Here is a 21539-nt window from a genome sequence, read left to right as displayed (position 1 = left end):
GTGGGCGAGAAGAGCCGACTGCGGCAGGCCCTGTCGAGGTGGGCCGACAGCTCGGAGGCGCACCAGCGCGACCTGCGCCAGAGCCACGCGACCGGTGAGGCGGTGGCGATCGCCGACGCTCCCGAGCGCGAGCACGTCGTCGTCAACGGCGTGCTGCGCACCGTCACGCTCCGTCCCCGCGGGGGCGTGCCGGCGCTGGAGGCCGAGCTCGACGACGGCTCCGGGGTCATCACCATCGTGTGGCTCGGTCGTCGCCGGATCAGCGGCGTCGATCCCGGTCGGTCCGTGACGGTCGCCGGGTGCATCGGCAAGCAGAGCGGCGTGCCCATCATGTTCAACCCGCGCTACGAGCTGCGCCCATGACGACGACCGCAGACACCGACACCGTCGAGGCGGTGGTGCGCCAGCAGCTCTCGAAGGCCCTGGGCGGGCGCCGCGGCATGGCGGAGGCGGCCGTCCCCACGATCCTGTTCACCCTCACCTGGCTGACGATGCGCGAGCTCGAGCTGGCCCTGGGGGTCAGCATCGGTGCCGCGCTGGTGCTGCTCGCGATCCGTCTGGTGCAGCGCTCGACGGTGCAGTTCGTCGTCAACGCGCTGATCGGCATCGGCATCGGCTGGTTCTTCGTGCAGCGCTCGGCCGCCTCCGGCGGATCCGAGCAGGACCAGGCCCTGGCCTACTTCCTGCCGGGCATCCTCTACAACGGCGGGTACGCCGTCGTGCTGGCGTTCACCTGCCTCATCGGCTGGCCGCTCGTGGGCTTCATGGTCGGCAGCATCACCGGCGACCCGACGGCCTGGCACGCCGACCGCCAGGTCGTACGGCTGTGCAGCCGGCTCACGTGGCTGCTGGTGCTGCCGTGCCTGGTGCGCGTCGCGGTCCAGGCCCCGATCTGGCTGGCGGGGCACTCCGGGTCGATGGATCCCGACGCCGCCGTGGCGGCGCTCGGGGTGCTGAAGATCGTCCTCGGCTGGCCGCTGCAGCTGGCTGCGCTGGGCACGATGGTGTGGCTGCTCTCGCGCAACCGTACGCCGGTCTCGCCCGACGCCGCGCCCGCCTGAGGCGCAGCTCGCGGAGCCCGGCCGGCGGGTGTCAGCCCGGGTGGCTGCCGGGGGAGAGCAGACGCTCCAGCTCGGCCTCGATCTCGGCCGGCACCACGAACAGCAGCTCGTCACCGGACTCCAGCGGCTGCTCGGCGTCGGGGGTGTAGACCTGGCCGTCGCGCAGGATCGTGACGAGCGCGCAGTTGTCGGGGAAGGGCACCAGGCCACTGGGGGTGCCGACGTAGGGCGAGTCGGCGGACAGGGTCAGCTCGACGAGGTTGGCGTTGCCCTGCCGGAAGGTGAACAGGCGGACCAGGTCGCCCACCGAGACCGCCTCCTCCACCAGGGCCGACATGATCCGCGGCGTGGAGACGTTGACGTCGACGCCCCAGGCCTCGGTGAAGAGCCACTCGTTGTTGGGGTGGTTGACCCGGGCCACCGTGCGCGGCACGCCGAACTCGGTCTTGGCCAGCAGGGAGGTGACCAGGTTGACCTTGTCGTCGCCGGTGGCGGCGATGACCACGTCGCACTTGCCCAGCTGCGCCTCGGCGAGGGAGGACAGCTCGCAGGAGTCGGCGAGCAGCCACTCGGCGTCGGGGACGCGCTCGGGACGGATCGCACCGGGGTTCTTGTCGACGAGCAGGACCTGGTGACCGTTCTCGATCAGCTCGCGGGCGATCGAGCGACCCACGGCTCCGGCTCCGGCGATGGCGACGCGCATGTGTTCGGTGCTCCTGGCTGGCAGTTCGAGTGCGGTTCGGGGAGGGGCGGGTCTGGCTCGGGTCAGTCGTTGTCGGGGCCGGCCTCGAGCACGGCGTAGGCGTGCGCGGCGTGCTCCTCGCGGATCACCAGGTGCAGCATGTCGCCCTCCTGCAGCACGGACTCGCGGGTCGGCAGCATGCCCTCGCCCAACCGGTCGATCCACGCGATCCGGCTGCGCGACTGCATCTGCAGCTCGACCGTCCGGTTCCCGATCCACGACTCCGGGACTTGGACGTGGTCGACGCGGATGGTGCCCGAGGGGTCGCGGAAGTCGGGCTCGGCGCCGGCGGGCAGGATGCGCCGCAGCACCTGGTCGGCCGTCCACTTGACGGTGGCGACCGTGGTGATGCCGAGGCGCTGGTAGACCTCGGCGCGACCGGGGTCGTAGATGCGGGCGACGACCTGCTGGAGGCCGAAGGTCTCCCGCGCGACCCGGGCCGCGATGATGTTGGAGTTGTCGCCACTGGAGACCGCGGCGAACGCGTCGGCGCGGCGGATGCCCGCCTTCTCGAGGACCTGCTGGTCGAAGCCGTAGCCGGTGATTTTGTCACCGTTGAACTCCGGGCCGAGCCGACGGAACGAGTCGGGCTCGCTGTCGATGACGGACACCGTGTGGTTGCGGTCCTCGAGGCTGCGCGCGAGCGTCGATCCGACGCGGCCGCAGCCCATGATCACGACGTGCACCCCAGCACCGTACCGTGCTGCGTCTAGGCTGCGGCTCGTGAGTGTCGGCGACGTCTCGAAGCGCATCCTGCTGGGGCGCAAGCTGCGGAGCAGCCAGCTGGGGGAGACCCTCCTCCCGAAGCGGATCGCCCTCCCGGTCTTCGCCAGCGACGCGCTCTCCTCCGTGGCGTACGCGCCTGACGAGGTCTTCATCATGCTGGCCGTCGCGGGAGCGTCGACGTACGTGTGGTCGTGGAAGGTCGGCCTGGCGGTCGCCCTCGTGATGTTCACGGTCGTCGCCAGCTACCGCCAGACCGTGCACGCCTATCCCTCCGGCGGCGGGGACTACGAGGTGGCCACGGTCAACCTCGGCCGCAACGCCGGGGTCACCGTTGCGAGCGCGCTGCTCGTCGACTACGTCCTGACCGTCGCGGTGTCGATCTCCTCAGCCGCGCAGTACGCCGCCGGCGCTGTGCCGCCGCTCATCGGGCACGAGGCGACCGTCGGGGTGGTGGCGGTGGCCCTGCTGACCGCGATGAACCTGCGCGGGGTGCGCGAGTCGGGCTCGTTCTTCGCGGTGCCGACCTACCTGTTCATGATCGCCATCCTCGGCATGTGCGCCTACGGCCTGCTCCGGCTGCTGGCCGGCGACCTGCCGGCGGCCGAGAGCGCGGGTCTCGTCATCGAGCCGCAGGAGGGCTGGGAGGAGCCGCTGACCCAGGTGGGGCTGATGTTCCTGCTCGCCCGCGCGTTCTCCTCCGGCTGTGCCGCCCTGACCGGGGTCGAGGCGATCAGCAACGGCGTCCCCGCCTTCCGCAGGCCCAAGAGCCGCAACGCGGCCACCACGCTGCTCCTGCTCGGGATGATCGCGATCTCGATGATGATGAGCGTCATCGTGCTGGCCAAGCAGATGGCGATCCGCTACGTCGACCCGCACGAGCTCGACCGGCTGCGGACGGCGTCCGGCGCGGCGCTGCCCGCCGACTACGAGCAGCACCCGGTGATCTCCCAGATCGCGGCAGGCGTCTTCGACCACTTCCCGCCCGGCTTCTACTTCGTCGTCACGGTGACCGGCGTCATCCTCGTGCTGGCGGCCAACACCGCCTTCAACGGCTTCCCGGTGCTCGGCTCGATCCTCGCCCAGGACGGGCTGGCGCCCCGGTCGCTGGGCTCGCGGGGGGACCGGTTGGCCTACAGCAACGGGATCGTGTTCCTGGCCGCGATGTCGATGCTGCTCATCTGGATCTTCGACGCCGAGACCACCAAGCTCATCCAGCTCTACATCGTCGGTGTCTTCGTCTCCTTCAACCTCAGCCAGCTCGGGATGATCCGGCACTGGACCCGGCACCTGCGCACCGAGCAGGACCCGGCCGCACGTCGCCGGATGCTGCGCTCGCGGGCCATCAACACCTTCGGTCTCGGCATGACCGCCGTGGTGCTGGTGATCGTCCTCCTCACCAAGTTCCTCGCCGGCGCCTGGATCACGATCCTGGCGATGGGCTTCTTCTTCCTCCTGATGAAGGCGATCGGGCGGCACTACGCCCGCGTCGAGCTCGAGCTGGCCGCGGACGAGCAGGACAAGGTGATGCCGACGCGCGTGCACGCGATCGTGCTCGCCGCAAAGCTCCACAAGCCGACGCTGCGCGCGCTGGCCTTCGCGCGCGCCACCCGCCCCAACGTCCTGGAGGCGATCTACGTCAGCATCGACCCCCAGGCCACCAGCCGGCTGCTGGAGGAGTGGGACGAGCGCCACCTCGACATCCCGCTCAAGGTGCTGCACTCGCCCTACCGCGAGGTGGTGCGCCCGATCGTCGAGTACACCCAGGAGATCCGCCGGGCGAGCCCGCGCGGGGTCGTCGCGGTCTACATCCCGGAGTACGTCGTGGGCCGGTGGTGGGAGCAGCTGCTCCACAACCAGACCGCCCTGCGGCTCAAGGGCCGCCTGCTGTTCACGCCCGGCGTCATGGTCATCTCGGTGCCCTACCAGCTGCGCTCGTCCCAGGTCGCCCGGGAGCGCGACCTGCGCGACGAGGTGCGGGTGCACGCCGGCGACCTGCGTCGCGGCCGGGTCGGCTCGCGCAGCAGCTCCAGCGGGGCCGGCGACGACGCATGAGCCGCACCAATCGGCCCCGGAGGGCGCGCGGCCGCTCCCGCGTGGGGGAGCGCTTCGAGGTCGAGGTGGGCCCGGTCGCCCACGGCGGCCACTGCGTGGCCCGGCTGCCCGAGCCTGAGTCCCGGGTGGTGTTCGTGCGCCACGCGCTGCCCGGCGAGCGGGTCGAGGTGGAGGTCACCGACGGGACCGACGGCGACCGCTTCTGGCGCGGCGACGCCGTGTCGGTGCTCGTCCCCTCGCCGGACCGGGTGGAGCCGCCGTGCCCCGTCGCGCGTCCGGGCCTGTGCGGAGGCTGCGACTTCCAGCACGTGGCGCTCGACGCCCAGCGCGACCTCAAGACGGCGGTGGTGCGCGAGCAGCTCGTACGGCTCGGCCGCCTCGACCCGGACTCGGAGCTGGTGGCCGCGCTGCACGTCGAGGCCGTCCCGGTCCCCGGGCGCCCCGACGACGGGCTGCGCTGGCGCACGCGCCAGCGCTACGCGGTCACGCCCGACGGGCGTCCGGCGATGCGGGCGCACCGCTCCCACCGGCTGGTCCCGATCGAGGACTGCCCCATCGCCGTCGAGGAGGCCAGGCCCGTGCCGGGCGCCGAGGCGGGACAGCACGGCGGGTGGTCGCCGGGCCAGCCGGAGGCCGTCACGTCCTCGCACGACGTCACCGTGGGCAGCGCGACGCATCCGTTCAGCGTCGCGGTCGACGGGTTCTGGCAGGTCCACCCCGAGGCGCCCCGCGTGCTGGTCGAGTCCGTCATGGAGCTGCTCGCTCCGGCGCCGGGCGAGCGGGCGCTCGACCTCTACGCCGGCGTGGGTCTCTTCGCGCGGTTCATCGGCGAGGCCACGGGCGCGCGGGTCGTCGCAATCGAGGCCGACCGCACCGCCTGTCAGCACGCCCGCGCCAACCTCTCGGCCCTCGAGGGAGCCGCGGTCACGTGCGGTCCGACCGAGCGGGTGCTCGCCTCGGACCTCGACGAGCCCTTCGACCTGGTCGTCCTCGACCCGCCCCGGGAGGGTGCCAAGCGCGCCGTGGTGGAGCAGGTCGTCGACCGCCGGCCCCGCGCGGTGGCGTACGTCGCCTGCGACCCGGCGGCGCTCGGGCGCGATGTCGCGATCTTCGCCGAGCACGGCTACTCCCTGACCGCGGTCCGCGCCTTCGACCTGTTCCCGATGACGCACCACGTCGAATGCGTCGCGCTGCTGGAGACCACCGGGCCCGACCTGCGGCGCGGCGACCCGAGCTGAACCCGTACTAGCGGACAGCTCCTGCACGGCGCGTCCGCCCCGCGTGGGTCGCGTGGTTCAGGCTGCGCCGCGGATGTCGCCGAGCCAGGGCTCGAGGCCGTCCTCGAGCACGTCCCAGCGGCGCGGGTCGCGGTTGAGCTCATCGGGGGAGAGGAGCAGGTCGTCGAAGGCGGCGGCGAGCTCGGTCGGGGCTGTGCCGACGCCGGTGAAGATGAGCCGGGTCAGGGGCGTGCGGCGGCCCCAGCTGCTGTGGCTGCCGATGCTCAGCTGGCCGCCGGCCCCGGACCACTCCAGCGCGACGCCGGGTCGCGTCGGCACCCAGAAGCAGCCGCGGGAGCGGTGCGCGCCGGTGCCGAGCCGCTCGATCTGGTCGAGCAGCCGTTCGGGGTGGAACGGGCGGTCGGAGGTGAGGTGGAGCCGCCAGGCCCGGCTCTCTCCGAGCGTCGGGAGCTCTGCCGTCACGGCGGGGGAGCGCCAGGCGTCGGCCGGCCTGTGCTGGTGCCGGTGTGCTGCCAGCGCTGCGCCCTCGAGTCGGTCGAAACCTGGGACGACCGCGACCTCGGGCCGGGCGAGGGCGCGGAGCAGGTCGCGTGCCTGGCGAGTCGGGTCGCGGTCGACGACCACCAGGTCGGCGTACTCCACCTGGGCGCAGGCGACCTCGCCGACCCCGCGGTCGTCCCAGGGGTTGCTGTGCCAACCGCGCTCGCGGAGCAGGTCGTCGGCGAGCAGGTCGTGGACCAGGTGCTCCCCGCCGAGGGCGCTGACGACGGTGCTGAGCCGGATGTGCCGCGCCAGCCTGCTGTTGGTGGCCAGGACGCTGCCGAGCTGGGCGGCCTCGGTGCCGGCCGGCAGGGCGGCCACGATCGTGCTCCACCGCCGGTCGCGAGCGACTCGCTCCAGTGTGGGGAGGATGTCCTCGCGCAGGGCGCAGGAGACACACGCGTGCTCGAGCGGGATGTCCTCACGCTCCACGATGCCCTGGGCGTCGCTGACCGTCCGGGTGAGGACCTGTGACTCGGGGTCGATCACGTGCCGTACGGCGACGGCTCGGGGCAGGTCCCACGACAGGCTCAGCATCGCAGCGTCGATGGCTGCCGGGTCGACGCCGGTGACCACGACGAGCGGGACCCTCATGACGTCCTCCCGTAGCGGCGCTGGAACTTCTCCACCCGACCTTCGCTGTCCAGGGTGCGGGCGGTACCGGTCCAGAAGGGGTGGCTGTCGCTGGTGACGTCGACGTCGACGACGGGGTAGGTCTCGCCATCGATGTCGACCGTCCTGTCGATGTCGCTGCCGGCCAGCGTGGAGCGGGTCGCGAAGACCCGCCCCGTGGCCCGGTCCCGGAACGCCACCGGTCCGTAGGGGGGATGGATGTCTCGCTTCACAGCTTCCTCCTCTTAACAAGAATCATTCTCAGTATGGCATAGTCCGGGTTCCGGGCGACCAGCCCCGGGTCCACTGACAGCAAGGAGCACGTGCATGAATCGCAAGGACCTCGTCGAGACCATGGCGCGGGAGACAGGCTTGACCGCGGGGCAGGCGGACGCGGCACTGACCGCGGCGCTCGACGGTGTCGCGGCAGCCGTGGCCGCGGGGGAGCGGGTCACGCTGCCGGGCTTCGGCACCTTCGAGCGGCGCAGTCGCGCCGCGCGCACGGGACGCAACCCGCAGACCGGCGAGGTGCTGGAGATCGAGGCCAGCCAGGCGCCGGCGTTCAAGCCGGCGGCCGCCTTCAAGCAGGCGGTCGCCGGACGGTGAGCCGGCTCGGGTGGCCGCCGCTCCGGCGGCGGTCCACCCGGGGCTTGCCAGCACCCGGGTCGCCGGGTTGGCTGGTCCGGTGGCAACCTACGCCGTCAACGACGACGCCGTCACCCACGCCCGACGGCTGATCGACGCCCGCCAGTACGTGCTGGACAGCGACTGGGGGCAGGCGCAGCCGGGCGCCGCGGCGGAGAACGCCTACCTCGAGCGCCACTCGTGGCAGGACTACGCCGCCTGGCACCTCGGGCTGACCGAAGGCGCCAACGACGGGACGAAGGCGAGGTACGCGTTCGTCTACGGCGACCTGCGGCGGGTGCACCGCAGCGGGCTCATCGCCTGCGTCTACCGGGCGGCGGAGTGGCGCCACAAGCGGGTCGAGCTGGCCGCGCACGAGCTGTTGCAGCACCTGGACCGGGTCGCGGGCATCGGCGACTGACGCTCGCCTGTCGTCCGTGTGGTATCTTGACGTCAAGATAATGCGAGCCCGACTTAGGGTCGCCTGCCTTCCGGTCCCTCCGGGTACGACGGCAAGATGGGCGTGAACCCGCGAACTCCCGAGGAGATGTGGCTGATGGCCAGTCAGGACAGCTTCGGTGCCAAGGGCACCCTGGACGTGGACGGACAGTCCTACGAGATCTATCGCCTCGACAAGGTGGTGGGCGAGGGGCTCGACGTCGACAGCCTGCCCTTCTCGCTCAAGGTGCTGCTGGAGAACCTGCTCCGCACCGAGGACGGCGCCGACATCACCGCCGACCACGTCAAGGCGATCGCCGGGTGGGACGCCAGCGCGCAGCCCGACCAGGAGATCCAGTTCACGCCGGCGCGCGTGATCATGCAGGACTTCACCGGCGTCCCGTGCGTCGTCGACCTCGCCACCATGCGCGAGGCGATGGCGGACCTCGGCGGCGACCCGACGAGGATCAACCCGCTCGCGCCCGCCGAGATGGTCATCGACCACTCCGTCATCGCCGACGTCTTCGGCACGCCGGAGGCGTTCGAGCGCAACGTCGAGATCGAGTACGAGCGCAACCGCGAGCGCTACCAGTTCCTGCGCTGGGGCCAGGGCGCCTTCGACGACTTCAAGGTCGTCCCGCCGGGCACCGGCATCGTCCACCAGGTCAACATCGAGCACCTCGCCCGCGTGGTCATGGTGCGCGACGGCGTCGCCTACCCCGACACGTGCGTCGGCACCGACTCCCACACCACGATGGTCAACGGCATCGGCGTGGTCGGCTGGGGCGTCGGCGGCATCGAGGCCGAGGCCGCGATGCTCGGCCAGCCGGTCAGCATGCTCATCCCGCGCGTCGTCGGCTTCAAGCTCAACGGCGACCTGCCCGAGGGTGCCACCGCCACCGACCTGGTCCTCACGATCACGGAGATGCTGCGCGAGCACGGCGTCGTCGGCAAGTTCGTCGAGTTCTACGGTCCCGGCGTCTCGGTGCTGCCCCTGGCCAACCGCGCCACGATCGGCAACATGAGCCCGGAGTTCGGCTCGACCATCGCGGTCTTCCCCATCGACGACCAGACGATCGACTACCTGCGCCTGACCGGTCGCGACGAGCAGCAGCTCAAGCTCGTCGAGGCGTACGCCAAGGAGCAGGGCCTCTGGCACGACCCGGACGCCGAGCCCCGCTACTCCGAGCGTCTCGAGCTCGACCTCGCCACCGTGGTGCCGTCCCTCGCCGGCCCGAAGCGTCCGCAGGACCGCGTCGCACTGTCGGAGGCCAAGGACGCGTTCCGCACCGCGCTGGCCGACTACGTGAGCGCCGACGAGACCGGCGGCGAGTCCCGCAAGCCCGGGGTCCCGCAGAACGACAAGCCGTTCGGCGTGCAGTCGACGGTCGACGAGGCCTCGGCCGAGTCGTTCCCCTCCAGCGACTCGCCTGCCTCGAACGGCAGTGGCGGCGCGTCGGGGAGCAACGGCGCCGGTGCGCCCGACGACTGGCACGACCACGCGGTCGCCGCCTCCGAGGGCCGGCCGAGCAACAAGGCGTCGGTCCGGCTGGGCGACGGGACCGAGTTCGAGATCGACCACGGCGCCGTCGCGATCGCGGCGATCACGTCGTGCACCAACACGTCCAACCCGTCGGTGATGATCGGCGCCGCGCTGGTGGCCAAGAAGGCGGTCGAGAAGGGCCTGCAGCGCAAGCCGTGGGTCAAGACCACGCTGGCCCCGGGCTCGAAGGTCGTCTCGGACTACTACGAGCGCGCCGGCCTCACGCCGTACCTCGACAAGCTCGGTTTCAACCTCGTCGGCTACGGCTGCACCACCTGCATCGGCAACTCCGGCCCGCTCATCCCCGAGGTCAGCCAGGCCGTCAACGAGAACGACCTCGCCGTCGTCTCGGTGCTGTCGGGCAACCGCAACTTCGAGGGCCGGATCAACCCGGACATCAAGATGAACTACCTGGCGTCCCCGCCGCTGGTCGTCGCATACGCCCTCGCGGGGTCGATGGACGTCGACCTGTTCAACGACCCGCTGGGCCAGGACGCCGACGGCAACGACGTGTTCATGCGCGACATCTGGCCGACGGCCAAGGAGATCGAGGACGTGATCGCGCAGGCGATCAACTCCGACATGTTCGACTCCAGCTACGAGGACGTCTTCGCCGGCGACGAGCAGTGGCGCTCGCTGCCCACCCCCGAGGGCAACACCTTCGAGTGGGACCCCGAGTCGACCTACGTGCGCAAGCCCCCGTACTTCGACGGGATGCCGGACGAGCCCGAGCCGGTCATTGACATCGTCGGCGCGCGGGTGCTGCTCAAGCTGGGCGACTCGGTGACGACCGACCACATCAGCCCGGCCGGTGCCATCAAGAAGGACAGCCCCGCCGGCAAGTACCTCGCCGAGCACGGCGTCGAGCAGCGTGACTTCAACTCCTACGGCTCGCGCCGCGGCAACCACGAGGTCATGATCCGCGGCACGTTCGCCAACATCCGCCTGCGCAACCAGCTCGCGCCGGGCACCGAGGGCGGCGTGACCAAGGACTTCACCCGCGACGGCGAGGTCACCAGCGTCTTCGAGGCCAGCCAGAACTACCAGGAGGCCGGCACGCCGCTGGTCGTGCTCGCCGGCAAGGAGTACGGCTCCGGCTCCTCGCGTGACTGGGCCGCCAAGGGCACCGCGCTGCTGGGTGTGAAGGCCGTCATCGCCGAGTCCTACGAGCGGATCCACCGCTCGAACCTGATCGGCATGGGCGTCATCCCGCTGCAGTTCCCGCAGGGCAAGACCGCCGACGACCTCGGCCTGACCGGTGCCGAGATCATCAGCATCAGCGGGATCACCGAGCTCAACGACGGCACGACGCCCAAGACGGTCACCGTCAAGGTCGAGCCGGCCCCCGGCACCGACCAGGCGCACGGCGAGACCAGCGAGTTCGAGGCCGTGGTGCGCATCGACACCCCCGGCGAGGCGAACTACTACCGCAACGGCGGGATCATGCAGTACGTCCTGCGCAGCCTGCTCAAGGGCTGAGGTGCAGGAGTTCCTCGACCGGGCGCAGGCGGCCGTCGGTGACGACGGCCGCCTGCGGCTCGGCCGCATGCCGGAGTGGGAGGTGTTCCCCTTCGAGCGCGACGGGCTGCGGGCCAGGCCGCTGACCGAGTACGCCGACCCGGAGCCGGACCGTCGCCGGGATCCCGCCGACTGCCGGACGTGCCGAGCGCTGTCCAGCGCAGCGCAGGTGCTGCACACCGGCGACCGGCTCGCAGTCATCCGGCCCGGGGCCACCAGCCTGCCGTTCGTCGCCAACGTCGTGGCGCGCGAGCACGAGCTGCTCGACGACGTCGACGACGACGCCCACGCCGAGCTCGGCCGCCTGCTCGCACGCACCTACCTCGCGGTGCAGGCGCTCGACGGCGTCGGCAACGTGCACATCACCAAGTGGGAGAACGGCAGCGGGCACCTGTCGGTCAACGTCATGGCCCGACCCCGCGGCGTCCTCCAGCTCCGGGGCTCGAACCTGCCCGTGTGGGCCGACATGCTGCCCGACATCCCGCAGGACGAGTACGACGCGCGCGCCGAGGCCGTGCGAGCCGCGCTGGCCTGAGCCGCCACGGTCGCGGCGTGCTCCAACCTTTCCGCTCTGTCGAGGCGTAGGTGTCTGTGAGGATGCCGAGGGCGAGGGGGACCAGTGGATCTGCGCGAGGGCTTCGCGGTGCTCGACCGAGACGCCGGTGCGGTTGTCGAGGCGACGGTCGCGCCGCCAGCCGGCGACCTCTGGACGCGCGGTGAGCGTTGGCGGCGCCGCCGTCGGCGCGGGTCGGTGGCCGCGGCCGCGCTCGGCGCGGTCCTTCTGGCCTCACTGTCCGTGCTGTGGTGGCAGCGCGCGGCACCTGTCGCCCCCGTGGTCAGTCCCGGCAGCCGGCCGACGCTGCCGGACCGGGTCTACGACGTCTCACCGTGGCTTCCCGTCGGGATGCCCCGGGAGCCGGTGGTGGCGGCACGCCTCGCCGAGCGCCGCACGTGGACGGGGTCTGTCCCGGCGATCGCTGTCATCACAGGCTCTGGGCGCTACCTACACCTGGGTGCGCCGGACCTCGCCGGCCAGGGCGCCGTCGCGCTGTCGTCCGACGGGCGGCGGCTCGCGTACTGGCGTGGCGGCACCCCGAACGGGTCGCCGCGTACGAGTCAGGGCCGGTCGACGCCAGTGACCGGGGTGACCGTGATCGACCTCGTGACGGGCGGCGTCGACAGTCAACACTTCTCGACCGAGCACGGCCTCTCGCCGGATGCGTTGCTGTGGGCCGACCAGGACACGCTGCTCCTGGCCTACGGCCAGTGGCGCGCCGGCGACGACGGCGACCCGTTGCTCCATGGGTCGGCGGCGGGTGGCCCAGCCTTGCGCTGGGACGTGGGTGGTTCGCAAGGCCCGATCGAGCTGAGCCGGGTGCCGCTCGACGGCTTCAGCGAGTCGGCGGAAGGACGGCTGCTGGTCGGTCGTCGGTTGCACAACTTGGCCACCGGCGACGTAGAACGGCTGCCAGTCCGCAGTGGGAGCGGGGCGGTCGGGTCAACCGGGTCCAGCGCATTCCTCCGACCAGACGGCGTGCTGGCACAGCTGGGCGGACGTGGTCGGCCGGACGCCGTTCCCAACGTGGTGACGGTCTCGGACCTCGACGCTCCGGCGGCCGGGCAACGGGTGGTGCCGGGCGTTGCCGAGGCCTGGCAGGTGCTCGGATGGCGAGGCGGGGACCTGCTCGTGACCCACCGCCGGAGCGGATCCCGGGATCTCCCAGAGACGCAGCCCTGGCAGCTGCTGGCCGTGGACACCACCACGGGCGAGTCCAGTGTCGTTCTGCGCGGCGCGGACTCTCTGCTCGGCTGGAGCTGGGCGGAGGATCTCCTGGGGAACGCACCAGTCGTCGACGCGGTCGAGCCGCCCGATCCGCTTGACCCGCGGAGCGTCGTCGCCCTCGCGACCGCGATTGTGACCGGGACGGTGGCCGGCGTTGTGATCTGGAGGCGCCGTGCCCGCCCGTGACGACTTCGAGGACTTCGTCGCAGCCCGCTACGGGGCTCTGCTGCGGACGTCGTACCTCCTCACTGGGCACCGCGCCGACGCCGAGGATCTCCTGCAGACCGCACTCGCGCGCTGCGTCCCCGTCTGGCACCGCATCAGCGGTGACCCGGAGCCCTACGTCCGTACGGTGCTGGTGCGGGAGAACGTCACTCGATGGAGGCGGCGCCGCTGGCGCGAGCTCGCCACCGACCCGGTGGACCACTCGTTGGAGAGGAGCGTCGAGGATCCGTCGGTCGCTGACCGGGTGGTACTCCTCCAAGCTCTCGCACGCCTGCCTCCCCGACAGCGGGCGGCCGTGGTGCTCCGCCACGTCGAGGGTCGACCGGAGCGGGAGGTCGCTGCCGCCATGGGTTGCTCCGTCGGCACGGTGAAGTCCCAGACGCACGCCGGGCTGGCCCGGCTGCGCCTGCTGCTCGGCGATACCGGTTCGTCGTTACAGGCACCGGCTGCGGCAAGCGGGCGTGCCGCTCGCCAGTAGCCTGACGCGGTGGACGACACGGTGATCCCCGCGCCCGATCGAGCGCCTGCCGACCCGGCGACGAGACCCGCCCCGGCATACCCAGAGGAGCCGCCGCGCCCGAGCCGGCTCCCGCTCCTGCTCGCGACAGGCGCAGCGATGCTCGTCCTCGGTGCCGCTCTCGCGGCGCCGCTCGTCGACCGGGCGCTGCGCGGCGAGGAGCAGGTGCAGAGGGCGCTCGACCTGAGCCTGGTCGAGACTTGGGAGATCACCGACCGGCTGCACACCGACGGCGACGTCACCTACCCGCAGGACCCGCCCGCGGGCGGTGCCCATGCGCCGGTCTGGCTGGCGTGCGGGGTCTACGACGAGCCCGTGCGCGAGGAGAACGCCGTGCACGACCTCGAGCACGGCACAGTGTGGATCACCCACGACCCGGACCTGTCGGCAGACGACGTGGAGGAGCTGGCAGCCCAGCTGCCCGACAACGGCATCCTGTCGCCCCGCGAGGGGCTGCCCTCGCCGGTGGTGGTCACCGTCTGGGGTGCCCAGCTGCAGCTCGACGGCGCGCACGACGCCCGTCTGGGGTTGTTCCTGGAGGAGTACGGCGACGGCCACACCGCCCCCGAGCTGGGCGTCACGTGCCACGGCGGGACGCCCGACCCGCAGGGCCGCGTGCCGGGGGAGGGCGTCGACGCCTGAGCCGCTCCGCCACCGGGCTCAGCGCTCGAGGAAGTGCAGGAGCGTCCGGTTGAACTCAGCCGCATGGCTCACGTTGAAGCCGTGCGGGGCGTCCTCGACGATCACCAGGTCGGAGGAGGCGATCGCCTCGTGCGTGCGCCGACCGGAGCCCTCCACGGGAACGGTCGCGTCGCTGTCGCCGTGGATGACCAGCGTGGGCACGGTGACCTTGCCGAGGTCCTCGCGGAAGTCGGTGGTGCCGAAGGCGGCCATGCAGGCCAGGGCCGCCTTCTGGTCGCTCTGGTGGCACAGCGCCAACGCCTCCTGCCGCTGCTCCTCGCTGACCTTGAGGACACCGTTCGCCGAGAAGAAGTCGCGCATGAAGTCGTCGAAGAACGCGATGCGGTCCGCTTCCAGCGCGGCCGTCATCTCGGCGGCCGCCTCCTTCGTGAGGGGCCCCTCCGGGTTGTCGTCGGTCTTCAGGAGGTACGGCGGGACGGCGGCGGCGAACACGACGGAGCGGATGCGGTCCTCGCCGTGCCGGGCGACGTAGCGAGCCACCTCGCCGCCGCCCATCGAGAAGCCGACGAGCGTGACGTCGGTGAGGTCGAGCTCGGAGAGGACGCCGTCGAGGTCGTCGGCGAGGGTGTCGTAGTCGTAGCCCTTGGCCGGCTTGTCGCTGCGGCCGAACCCGCGGCGGTCGTAGGCGACCACGCGGTAGCCCGCGGCGTGCAGCGGGCGGACCTGCTCGTTCCAGGACTCGGCCGAGAGCGGCCAGCCGTGGATCAGCACGACCGGCCGGCCGGGCCCGCCGGAGTCCTCGACGTGGACCTTGGTCCTGCTCAGCAGTCCGGAGCTGGCGGTGATGTCAGGCACGTGGTGTCCGTTCCTTCGTTGGGGGCCCTCGCCGACGGGCCGTTCGCGGGTACTTCGAACGTAGGCACGCGCGCGGATGGGTCGTACCACCCCGGCGGGTGGTCACACCCGTGCCCTAGCGTGGCCACGTGCTCGTCTCCTCCTGGCTGCCGCCGATGCGCAGCGAGGGCTGATGGTCGCTCAGGAACATGACGTCACTTCCACCGAAGGAGTTTCCGATGCTCGTAGCGTTCTCGGTCGCACCCAGCGGGACAGGGCGGGAGGACGCCTCCGTGGCCGACGCTGTCGCGGCGGCGGTGCGGGTCGTGCGCGAGTCGGGGTTGCCGAACCGGACCGACGCGATGTTCACGACGGTCGAGGGGGACTGGGACTCGGTCTTCGACGTCGTGAAGCGCGCGACGGAGGCGGTCGCGCCGTACGGGTCCAGGGTGTCGTTGGTGCTGAAGGCCGACATCCGGCCGGGGTTCGAGGGCGAGATCGACGCGAAGGTCAGCCGACTCGAGGCCGCGCTCACCGACGACGGGCAGTCTGACTAGGTCCGTGAACGCGGTCGCGGACCGCGGGAGTGCGCACGGACACTAGCCTTCGCTCGTGCACCCGACCTCCAGTCTCGAAGAGCCCGCTACGCAGCAGCAACCGCGACTCAGCAGGATGTTCCTCGCCGTCGCACTCGGTATCGCCGTGGGCGTTCTCACCTCACTCCTGCAGAAGTACCTCGACTACCCCTGGCTGGCACTGGTCAACGCCGCGAGCCCGTGGCTCACCACCGCCTTCGTCGCAGGAGCGCTCCAGTCGCGACTCTCCATCGCGGTGGTGGTGGGGGTGGCTGCGACGATGATGCAGGTCGTCGCCTACTACGTCACCGCGGACCTGCGCGGCTTCGGCGTCTCGATGACCTACGTCGTGGTGTGGACGGTGTGCGCGGTGGTGGGTGGCCCGATCTTCGGAGCCGCAGGCCACGCATGGCGGCGCGCGGCTCCCGCCGGCGTGGGAGCCGCCCTCCTGGTCGCGGCGTACGCGAGCGAGGCCGTGGTCCTCTACCACTTCGAGCTCGGCTACACCGCCACCGCGTGGTTCTTCGGCGCCATCGGCCTCGCCCTGGCGCTCGGCCTCGGTCGGCATCGACGCCAGTACCCCGCGCTCGCGCGCTGGCTGGTCCCGGCGTTCATCGCGGGGGTAGCAGGACACGTGGTCCTGGGACTGGTGCTGGCGTGACTCCGACACGTTCGCGAGCCGCCGCGCCCGTAGACTCCGCTCCAGGAGTCCGCCTGCCGTGCCCGTGGCGCCCAGGCGGCGGTCCGGGTGACGGCGGCGGAGCGGATCGAGGAGGCCTGCGCCATGCACAGTGAGACCCGCACCTACCGCACCGGCGGCGAGGAGGTCGTGCTCGACCTGACCGACGACGCCGCCGCGATCGTGGCCGGGCGCGGCGACGGCTTGCTGCAGGTCTTCGTGCCGCACGCCACCGCCGGCCTGGCGATCATCGAGACCGGCTCCGGCTCCGACGACGACCTGCTGGCCGCACTGGGGGACCTGCTGCCGGCCGACGACCGGTGGCGGCACCGCCACGGGTCTCCCGGCCACGGCCGCTCGCACGTGATGCCGGCGATCGTGCCTCCCCACTGCACCGTCCCGGTCCTGGGCGGCCGCCTGGCGCTCGGCACCTGGCAGAGCATCTGCCTGGTGGACCTCAACGTCGACAACGCCCGGCGCGAGGTGCGCTGGTCGTTCCTGGCGGGCTGAGGGCGCCGGGCTGCGGCGCGGGGCTGCGGCACTGGGCTGGGGCACTGGGCTGCGGCGTCACTATCGAACGGGTGTTCGATAACCTGGGGACGTGTTCGGTCCTCCTCCGCCCCGGCAGCGGCCCACGCCGCCTCCCGGGCATCGCGGCGTCGCTCCTCCCGGGTGGCCGCGCCAGGTGCGGCCGCCGGACGCGCCGGACTGGGAGGTGACGGCCGCCAACTGGCTGCTCGACCTGTGTCCGCCGGACTACCGCCGGTTCTCGGGACTGCGCCGGCACGTCGTGGTGCTGGCCCGGTTCGCGGTGCTGCACGTCGAGGCCCAGCAGCTGGCCACCCGTCGGGGCCTGAGCGAGATCCGCGGCGACCTCAAGGACGTCGCCAACGAGGCGGTCGTCGAGGCAGCCGTCCAGACCTTCCGGCTGGAGGACGCACGCCTGCTCGCCGTGCGTCGCGAGGTCGGGCTCGTCGAGGACGCGCTGCGGGGGCGTCGCTACCGGGTCCGGATGTGAGCGCTGGCTAAGGTCGGGCGATGCACCGTTTCGCCGCCGTCGCGGTCGTCGACGCCCACGGCCGGCTGCTCCTGCAGGAGCGCGACGAGCGTGCGCTCCACGATCCGGAGCGCTGGGGCTACCCCGGCGGCGACCTCGAGCCCGGGGAGGACTTCCTCGCTGCCGCCGTGCGTGAGCTGCAGGGGGAGACCGGGCTCGCGGTCGAGCCGGAGCGCCTGGAGTCGCTCGGCGTACGACGCTTCCGGAGCCGGTCCTGCGGCGAGGACGACGAGTTCGAGCTCTTCGCGGTCCGGCTGGCGATCACCGATCAGGACGTGGTCTGCGGCGAGGGGCGTCAGATGCGGTTCGTCGACCCGTCGGACCTCGGCGGCCGCGACCTGCACCAGGCCACGGCGCTGACCCTCGACCGGGTGCGCGCGTGGCAGGCGCGAGCCGTGCGCACAGACTTCGTACAGGTCACGCTGGTCGACCCACGAGGACGGGTGCTGATGCAGGAACGCGACGAGCACGCCCCCGTGTGGCCGGACATGTGGTGCTTCCCCGGCGGCGGGCTCGAGGAGGGCGAGGCGCCGGCGGCCGGGGCCGTGCGCGAGCTGGCCGAGGAGACCGGCGTCGCCCTCGCAGTGGACGACCTCGCCGACCTCGGCCGCTTCGAGCTCGTCACCGACGACCGCGGCACCTTCCAGTTCCACGCCTTCGTCGCACGCACGACGCTCAGCAGCCGCGACGTGGAGTGCCACGAGGGTCGGCAGATGGTCTTCGTCGACCCCGACTCGCTGGCCGGGCTCGACCTCGTCCCATCGACCGCGCTGGTCGCGCCCGCGCTGTCGGCATGGGTCGCGGACCACCCCTACGTCCCGGTCTCGGAGCCCAGACGCTTCGCGGGCGTGCTCCTCGTCGATGCCCGGGGCTGGATCCTGCTGCAGGAGCGCGACGAGCACCCGAGGATCGACCCGGAGAAGTGGGGGCTGGCCGGCGGCCACGTCGACCCCGGCGAGGACTTCGAGGCGGCCGCGTACCGCGAGCTCGAGGAGGAGACCGGCGTGCGGCTGCCGGCCGGTGGGCTCGACCTGTTCAGGGAGTTCGTCGTCGACCACCGCCAGGCCTACGGCACCTGGGACGCCATGCAGGTCTTCGTCGCGGCCACCGACCTCACGGACGCCGACATCGACTGCCGCGAGGGCCGCCAGATCGTCTTCGTGGATCCCGCGGTGGCGCGAGGCCTCGACCTCACCGCGGCCGCCACGGACATCGTCCCGGCCTTCCTCGACAGTGACCTCTACGCCAGCATGGCGCCATGAGTCAGCGCCCCACCTTCACCGTGCATCCCGTCCCGGCCATGGGCGCGGAGGACGTGCTCGTCGGCCCGGACGGCACCGTGTACACCGGCACCGAGGACGGCGCGCTGTGGGCGCTGGACCCCCCGAGCGGCAGCACCCGACGCGTCGCGGACACCGGCGGCCGGCCGCTGGGCATCGAGCTGCTCCCCGACGGCGCCTTGCTCGTGTGCGACGCCCACCGCGGCCTGCTGCGGGTGGACCCCGGCTCCGGAGCGGTCGAGGTGCTTCTGGACCGGGTCGAGGGCCGGCCCATGGCGTTCTGCAACAACGCGGCCGTCGCGGCCGACGGCACCATCTGGTTCAGCGATTCCTCGCTCCGCTTCGGCATCGAGCGGTGGAAGGACGACTTCGTCCAGGACACCCGCACCGGCCGCCTGCTGCGCCGCGACCCGGACGGCGCCGTCACCGTCGTCCTCACCGGACTCGCCTTCGCCAACGGGGTCGCCCTCGCCACCGACGAGTCCTACGTGAGCGTGGCCGAGACGCGCGGGCGCACCGTCGTACGCCTGTGGCTGACCGGGCCGCGAGCCGGCGAGCGCGACCACCTCGCCGCCGACCTGCCGGGCTACCCCGACAACATCAGCCGCGGCAGCGACGGGCTCGTCTGGGTCACCATCGCCAGCCCGATCGACGGCCTGGTCGAGCGGCTCGGCGCCGCCCCGATGGTGCTGCGCCGGGCGATCACCAAGATCCCCGAGGGGCTGCAACCCGCGCCGGCGCGGACGATCCGGGTCCAGGCCTACGCCGACGACGGGCGGCTCGTCCACGACATCGCCCTCGACGAGCCCGGGTTCCACATGGTCACCGGCGTCCGCGAGCACCGCGGCAGGGTCTGGATGGGGAGTCTCCACGAGCCGTCGGTGGCCGTCCACGACCTGGCATGAAATAGACTCGGCCGACATGGCACTCCTCGACTCGATCGCGTCGCCGCGCGACCTCCGTGGACTCTCGGCGGAGCAGCTCGACGAGCTCGCGGTCGAGATCCGCGACGTGATGATCCGCACGGTCGCGACCAACTCGGGGCACCTCGGTCCCAACCTCGGAGTCGTCGAGCTGACCCTGGCGATCCACCGGGTCTTCGACTCCCCGCGCGACCGCGTCGTCTTCGACACCGGCCACCAGTCCTACGTGCACAAGCTCGTCACCGGCCGCCACGCCGCGTTCGGCACGCTGCGCAAGGAGGGTGGCGTCAGCGGCTACCCCAGCCAGGCCGAGTCCGAGCACGACATCGTGGAGAACTCGCACGCCTCGACGTCGCTGTCGTACGCCGACGGCCTCGCGAAGGCCTACGCGATCCGCGGCGAGGACCGCCACGTCGTCGCCGTCATCGGTGACGGTGCCCTCACCGGCGGCATGGCCTGGGAGGCCCTCAACAACATCGCGATCGCCAAGAACAGCCGGCTGGTCATCGTCGTCAACGACAACGAGCGCTCCTACACCCCCACCATCGGCGGCCTGGCTACCGCGCTGACCTCGCTGCGCACGAACCCGCGCTACGAGCAGGTGCTCGATCTCGTCAAGAAGCGTCTCAACGCCGTGCCCGGGGTCGGCCACGCCGCCTACGACGCGCTGCACGCGGTCAAGAAGGGCATGAAGGACGCCATCGCGCCCCAGGGCCTGTTCGAGGACCTCGGCCTCAAGTACGTCGGCCCCGTCGACGGGCACGACCGCGCCGCGATGGAGCAGGCGCTGACCAACGCCAAGCGCTTCAACGGTCCCGTCATCGTCCACGCCATCACCCGCAAGGGACAGGGCTACGACCCGGCGCTGCGCCACGAGGCCGACCAGTTCCACGCGCCCGGCCCCTTCGACGTGCAGACCGGCGCGGAGAAGCCGAAGGGCAAGATCTGGACCGACCACTTCTCCGAGGCGATCGTCGACCTGGGCGAGCGGCGCGAGGACGTCGTGGCCATCACCGCGGCGATGATGCACCCGGTCGGCCTCGACGCGTTCGCCGCGAAGTACCCCGAGCGCACCTTCGATGTCGGCATCGCCGAGCAGCACGCCGTGACGTCGGCCGCCGGCTTGGCCATGGGCGGCCTGCACCCCGTCTTCGCCGTCTACGCCACCTTCCTCAACCGTGCCTTCGACCAGGTGCTGATGGACGTGGCCCTGCACCGGTGCGGCGTCACCTTCGTCCTCGACCGCTCGGGCGTGACCGGTGACGACGGCGCCAGCCACAACGGCATGTGGGACATGTCGATCCTGCAGGTCGTGCCGGGCCTTCGCCTCGCCGCGCCGCGCGACGTGACCCGGCTGCGCGAGCTGCTCGACGAGGCCGTGGAGGTCGACGACGCCCCGACCGTCGTGCGCTTCCCCAAGGGCCCCCCGCCGGCCGACGTGCCCGCGATCGACCGCGCGGGCGGTGCCGACGTCCTGGTCCGCGAGGGCGCGCCGGACGTGCTCGTCGTGGCGGTCGGCGCGATGGCCACCACCGCCGTCGAGGTCGCGCAGCGGCTGACCGCCCAGGGCATCGGCGTGACCGTCGTGGACCCGCGCTGGGTCAAGCCGGTCGATCCCGTGATCGTCCAGCTGGCGCGCGAGCACCGGCTCGTGATCAGCGTCGAGGACAACGGGCGCGTCGGCGGCTGCGGCGCCGCGCTGCTCCAGACCCTCAACGAGGCGGACGTGCGTACGCCGTTCCGACTCCACGGCATCCCGCAGGAGTTCCTCGACCACGCCAAGCGCGACGCGATCCTGGCGCGGATCGGCCTCGACGCGCAGACCATCGCCCGCGCGATCGTGGAGGACGTCACCGCGCTGGACGAGGGCCTGACCCTGGTCGAGCACCCCGCCTGACCACGAGGTGGGCCCGACTAGCCGGTAACCGAG

The 21539-nt window shown here is 71.9% G+C and carries 23 protein-coding genes; 18 read left to right on the top strand and 5 right to left on the bottom strand.

The window, feature by feature from the left end; translation table 11 throughout:
- Together J3P41_RS18080 and J3P41_RS18075 are read left to right on the top strand one after the other, a co-directional pair.
- Positions 1 to 363: an OB-fold nucleic acid binding domain-containing protein gene (locus tag J3P41_RS18080; protein WP_210652097.1), complete on the top strand. Its 363-nt coding sequence runs from the start codon at positions 1 to 3 to the stop codon at positions 361 to 363.
- Complete coding sequence (locus J3P41_RS18075) at positions 360 to 1061, top strand: DUF3159 domain-containing protein (RefSeq protein WP_210652095.1); 702 nt, start codon at positions 360 to 362, stop codon at positions 1059 to 1061. The genes J3P41_RS18080 and J3P41_RS18075 overlap by 4 nt, the downstream gene beginning before the upstream one ends.
- A 31-nt stretch (positions 1062 to 1092) precedes the next feature.
- On the opposite strand, the gene J3P41_RS18070 is transcribed toward J3P41_RS18075, so the two are convergent.
- Together J3P41_RS18070 and J3P41_RS18065 are read right to left on the bottom strand one after the other, a co-directional pair.
- Positions 1093 to 1764 carry a TrkA family potassium uptake protein gene (locus tag J3P41_RS18070; protein WP_210652094.1) on the bottom strand — a complete coding sequence of 224 codons (672 nt, stop codon included), beginning with the start codon at positions 1762 to 1764 and terminating at the stop codon, positions 1093 to 1095.
- Between the two features lie 62 nt (positions 1765 to 1826).
- The gene (locus J3P41_RS18065; protein WP_210652091.1) at positions 1827 to 2489 is read right to left on the bottom strand and encodes a TrkA family potassium uptake protein; all 663 of its coding nucleotides are present in this window, start codon (positions 2487 to 2489) and stop codon (positions 1827 to 1829) included.
- A 37-nt stretch (positions 2490 to 2526) separates the two neighbouring features.
- Here J3P41_RS18065 and J3P41_RS18060 point away from each other — a divergent pair, with 37 nt between their 5' ends.
- Positions 2527 to 4581, top strand: a complete 2055-nt coding sequence (locus J3P41_RS18060; protein WP_307862067.1) for an APC family permease — start codon at positions 2527 to 2529, stop codon at positions 4579 to 4581.
- On the top strand, positions 4578 to 5819 hold the full coding sequence (locus J3P41_RS18055) for a class I SAM-dependent RNA methyltransferase (protein WP_210652088.1): 1242 nt from the start codon (positions 4578 to 4580) through the stop codon (positions 5817 to 5819). Before J3P41_RS18060 ends, J3P41_RS18055 begins: the two co-directional genes overlap by 4 nt.
- 57 nt (positions 5820 to 5876) lie before the next feature.
- Here the strand turns inward: J3P41_RS18055 and J3P41_RS18050 are convergent, their stop codons facing one another.
- Positions 5877 to 6953, bottom strand: a complete 1077-nt coding sequence (locus J3P41_RS18050; protein ID WP_210652087.1) for a GTP-binding protein — start codon at positions 6951 to 6953, stop codon at positions 5877 to 5879.
- Entirely contained in the window at positions 6950 to 7204 is a 255-nt protein-coding gene (locus J3P41_RS18045) for a type B 50S ribosomal protein L31 (RefSeq protein ID WP_210652085.1), read from the bottom strand. The genes J3P41_RS18050 and J3P41_RS18045 overlap by 4 nt, the downstream gene beginning before the upstream one ends.
- Positions 7205 to 7298: 94 nt before the next feature.
- Between J3P41_RS18045 and J3P41_RS18040 the strand changes: the two genes are divergently transcribed.
- The 7 genes from J3P41_RS18040 (at position 7299) to J3P41_RS18010 (ending at position 14261) form a co-directional block, all read left to right on the top strand.
- Positions 7299 to 7577: an HU family DNA-binding protein gene (locus J3P41_RS18040; RefSeq protein WP_210652083.1), complete on the top strand. Its 279-nt coding sequence runs from the start codon at positions 7299 to 7301 to the stop codon at positions 7575 to 7577.
- A gap of 79 nt (positions 7578 to 7656) precedes the next feature.
- Positions 7657 to 8016, top strand: coding sequence for a hypothetical protein (locus J3P41_RS18035; protein WP_210652082.1), 360 nt, complete (start codon positions 7657 to 7659; stop codon positions 8014 to 8016).
- A gap of 135 nt (positions 8017 to 8151) precedes the next feature.
- The gene (locus J3P41_RS18030) at positions 8152 to 11055 is read left to right on the top strand and encodes an aconitate hydratase (protein WP_210652080.1); all 2904 of its coding nucleotides are present in this window, start codon (positions 8152 to 8154) and stop codon (positions 11053 to 11055) included.
- Position 11056: 1 nt separating this feature from the next.
- Complete coding sequence (locus J3P41_RS18025) at positions 11057 to 11629, top strand: hypothetical protein (protein WP_210652078.1); 573 nt, start codon at positions 11057 to 11059, stop codon at positions 11627 to 11629.
- A gap of 84 nt (positions 11630 to 11713) precedes the next feature.
- A complete protein-coding gene (locus tag J3P41_RS18020; RefSeq protein ID WP_210652075.1) occupies positions 11714 to 13063 on the top strand; it encodes a hypothetical protein in 1350 nt (449 codons plus the stop codon).
- Complete coding sequence (locus tag J3P41_RS18015) at positions 13050 to 13580, top strand: SigE family RNA polymerase sigma factor (RefSeq protein ID WP_210652074.1); 531 nt, start codon at positions 13050 to 13052, stop codon at positions 13578 to 13580. The genes J3P41_RS18020 and J3P41_RS18015 overlap by 14 nt, the downstream gene beginning before the upstream one ends.
- A gap of 9 nt (positions 13581 to 13589) precedes the next feature.
- A complete protein-coding gene (locus J3P41_RS18010) occupies positions 13590 to 14261 on the top strand; it encodes a DUF3105 domain-containing protein (protein WP_210652073.1) in 672 nt (223 codons plus the stop codon).
- Between the two features lie 18 nt (positions 14262 to 14279).
- On the opposite strand, the gene J3P41_RS18005 is transcribed toward J3P41_RS18010, so the two are convergent.
- Complete coding sequence (locus J3P41_RS18005; protein WP_210652069.1) at positions 14280 to 15116, bottom strand: alpha/beta fold hydrolase; 837 nt, start codon at positions 15114 to 15116, stop codon at positions 14280 to 14282.
- Between the two features lie 218 nt (positions 15117 to 15334).
- On the opposite strand from J3P41_RS18005, the gene J3P41_RS18000 reads away from it, so the two are divergent.
- The 7 genes from J3P41_RS18000 to dxs all read left to right on the top strand — a co-directional run bounded on the left by J3P41_RS18000 (position 15335) and on the right by dxs (position 21506).
- Positions 15335 to 15652, top strand: coding sequence for a thiamine-binding protein (locus J3P41_RS18000; RefSeq protein ID WP_210652068.1), 318 nt, complete (start codon positions 15335 to 15337; stop codon positions 15650 to 15652).
- 55 nt (positions 15653 to 15707) lie between these two features.
- Positions 15708 to 16331, top strand: coding sequence for a DUF6518 family protein (locus tag J3P41_RS17995; protein WP_307862066.1), 624 nt, complete (start codon positions 15708 to 15710; stop codon positions 16329 to 16331).
- A 123-nt stretch (positions 16332 to 16454) separates the two neighbouring features.
- On the top strand, positions 16455 to 16859 hold the full coding sequence (locus J3P41_RS17990) for a YjbQ family protein (RefSeq protein ID WP_210652065.1): 405 nt from the start codon (positions 16455 to 16457) through the stop codon (positions 16857 to 16859).
- Positions 16860 to 16950: 91 nt separating this feature from the next.
- Positions 16951 to 17367: a hypothetical protein gene (locus tag J3P41_RS17985; RefSeq protein ID WP_210652063.1), complete on the top strand. Its 417-nt coding sequence runs from the start codon at positions 16951 to 16953 to the stop codon at positions 17365 to 17367.
- 20 nt (positions 17368 to 17387) lie between these two features.
- Positions 17388 to 18668, top strand: a complete 1281-nt coding sequence (locus J3P41_RS17980) for an NUDIX domain-containing protein (RefSeq protein ID WP_210652057.1) — start codon at positions 17388 to 17390, stop codon at positions 18666 to 18668.
- Complete coding sequence (locus J3P41_RS17975) at positions 18665 to 19591, top strand: SMP-30/gluconolactonase/LRE family protein (RefSeq protein WP_210652056.1); 927 nt, start codon at positions 18665 to 18667, stop codon at positions 19589 to 19591. The genes J3P41_RS17980 and J3P41_RS17975 overlap by 4 nt, the downstream gene beginning before the upstream one ends.
- 16 nt (positions 19592 to 19607) lie before the next feature.
- Positions 19608 to 21506: a 1-deoxy-D-xylulose-5-phosphate synthase gene (gene dxs, locus J3P41_RS17970; protein ID WP_210652055.1), complete on the top strand. Its 1899-nt coding sequence runs from the start codon at positions 19608 to 19610 to the stop codon at positions 21504 to 21506.
- Positions 21507 to 21539 lie beyond the last annotated feature (33 nt).

The organism is Nocardioides sp. SYSU D00065, from assembly GCF_017916425.1.
Lineage (GTDB): Bacteria > Actinomycetota > Actinomycetes > Propionibacteriales > Nocardioidaceae > Nocardioides.
The sequence above is the reverse complement of the archived record's forward strand: the minus strand, read 5'-3'. Positions and strand labels throughout refer to the sequence as shown.

Coding starts and splice junctions, on each gene's coding strand:
- J3P41_RS18075 (WP_210652095.1), top strand. CDS start 360: ATGACGACGACCGCAGACACCGACACCGTCGAGGCGGTGGTGCGCCAG.
- J3P41_RS18070 (WP_210652094.1), bottom strand. CDS start 1,764: ATGCGCGTCGCCATCGCCGGAGCCGGAGCCGTGGGTCGCTCGATCGCC.
- J3P41_RS18055 (WP_210652088.1), top strand. CDS start 4,578: ATGAGCCGCACCAATCGGCCCCGGAGGGCGCGCGGCCGCTCCCGCGTG.
- J3P41_RS18050 (WP_210652087.1), bottom strand. CDS start 6,953: ATGAGGGTCCCGCTCGTCGTGGTCACCGGCGTCGACCCGGCAGCCATC.
- J3P41_RS18040 (WP_210652083.1), top strand. CDS start 7,299: ATGAATCGCAAGGACCTCGTCGAGACCATGGCGCGGGAGACAGGCTTG.
- J3P41_RS18030 (WP_210652080.1), top strand. CDS start 8,152: ATGGCCAGTCAGGACAGCTTCGGTGCCAAGGGCACCCTGGACGTGGAC.
- J3P41_RS18000 (WP_210652068.1), top strand. CDS start 15,335: ATGCTCGTAGCGTTCTCGGTCGCACCCAGCGGGACAGGGCGGGAGGAC.
- J3P41_RS17990 (WP_210652065.1), top strand. CDS start 16,455: ATGCACAGTGAGACCCGCACCTACCGCACCGGCGGCGAGGAGGTCGTG.
- J3P41_RS17980 (WP_210652057.1), top strand. CDS start 17,388: ATGCACCGTTTCGCCGCCGTCGCGGTCGTCGACGCCCACGGCCGGCTG.
- J3P41_RS17975 (WP_210652056.1), top strand. CDS start 18,665: ATGAGTCAGCGCCCCACCTTCACCGTGCATCCCGTCCCGGCCATGGGC.
- dxs (WP_210652055.1), top strand. CDS start 19,608: ATGGCACTCCTCGACTCGATCGCGTCGCCGCGCGACCTCCGTGGACTC.